2 protein-coding genes are annotated in these 1,246 nt (G+C 65.9%); one reads left to right on the forward strand and one right to left on the reverse strand.

The genetic code is table 11. The features are described 5' to 3' along the window. Nucleotides 1-255: 255 nt before the first annotated feature. Nucleotides 256-1,032, reverse strand: a complete 777-nt coding sequence (locus IE257_RS37695) for an SDR family NAD(P)-dependent oxidoreductase (protein WP_189974635.1) — start codon at nucleotides 1,030-1,032, stop codon at nucleotides 256-258. On the opposite strand from IE257_RS37695, the gene IE257_RS37700 reads away from it, so the two are divergent. Continuing rightward, a partial coding sequence (locus IE257_RS37700; protein ID WP_189974637.1) for an NAD-dependent epimerase/dehydratase family protein occupies nucleotides 1,015-1,246 on the forward strand: 232 nt, incomplete at its 3' end. The two genes, IE257_RS37695 and IE257_RS37700, sit on opposite strands and share 18 nt — an antisense overlap.

The following is a 1,246-nucleotide window of genomic DNA, read 5'->3' on the forward strand; positions in this document are numbered from 1 at the left end:
GTCGCCGGGTTCGTGATCGGCGCAGTCGACTGGTAGTGGCGGCCAGGGGGCTGCGGGACTGTCCCCCAAGGGGTTGGCGGTTGTGAGGGCGGTCGCTCTCAGTGCTGCTCCGTCGTCATCCGTGATCGGCCGATTCCTCGGTGTTTCCCGTCCCTTTCGCCTGTTGTTCGGGCTGGTGCTGCCGCGGTCCGGGCTGTTTGTCGGGTGCGCCCGCGTGTTCGTTCCCGCGGTGGTTGGTTGGGTGGTTGGTTGGTGTTAGTGGGTGGTCCAGCCGCCGTCGATGGTGAGGGTGGTGCCGAGGATGTAGGAGGCGTGGTCGCTGGAGAGCCAGGCGGCGGCTTCGGCGATTTCGTTGGGGTGAGCCATGCGGGGGAGGGGGGTGTGGTTGAGGAGGGTTTGTTCGATGGTGGGGTTGTTGTTGAGCCAGTTGGTGATCATTTCGGTGCGGGTGGTGCCGGGGGCGATGGCGTTGACGCGGATGTTGTGGGTGGCGTATTCGCAGGCGGCGGCTTTGGTGAGGCCGAGGACGGCGTGTTTGGAGGCGATGTAGGTGGCGGTGACGGGGGTGGCGACGAGGCCTGCGGTGCTGCTGTTGTTGACGATGGTGCCTTTGCCGTGGGTGAGCATGGCGCGGATTTCGTGGCGCATGGAGTTCCAGACGCCGCGGACGTTGGTGTCCATGACGGTGTCGTAGGCGTTTTCGTCGAGGAGGTGCATGGGTTGGGGGGTGGCGCCGGTGCCTGCGTTGTTGAAGGCGGTGTCGAGGTGGCCGTAGGTGGTGATGGCTTGTTGGACGGCGTGGGCGATTTGTTCGGTGTGGGTGACGTCGGCGACGACGTATTGGGCTTGGTGGCCTTGGGCGCGTAATTCGTCGGTGAGGTCGGCGAGTTGTTGTTCGCGGCGGGCGACGAGGGTGACTGCGGCGCCTTCGCGGCAGAAGATGCGGGCGGCGGCGGCGCCGATGCCGGAGCTTGCTCCGGTTATCAGGGCTGATCTGCCTGTGAGGAGTGTGGTATGTGTTCCGGCCGTCATCGCGTGACGGTAACACGGTGGGAGTGGGGGGCTGTGGTGATTGGTGGGAGTGGGTCTGTGGTGTTGGTGACGGGGGCGGCGGGGTTTGTGGGTTCTGTGGTGGTGGGGCGGTTGGTGGAGCGGGGGGTGCGGGTGCGGGTGTTGGTGCATCGGGTGGGGGTGGGGGTTTTGGGGGTGGAGGAGGTGTGGGGGGAAAGTCGGATCGTAGCCATGT

The organism is Streptomyces avidinii, assembly GCF_014650695.1.
GTDB lineage: Bacteria > Actinomycetota > Actinomycetes > Streptomycetales > Streptomycetaceae > Streptomyces > Streptomyces avidinii.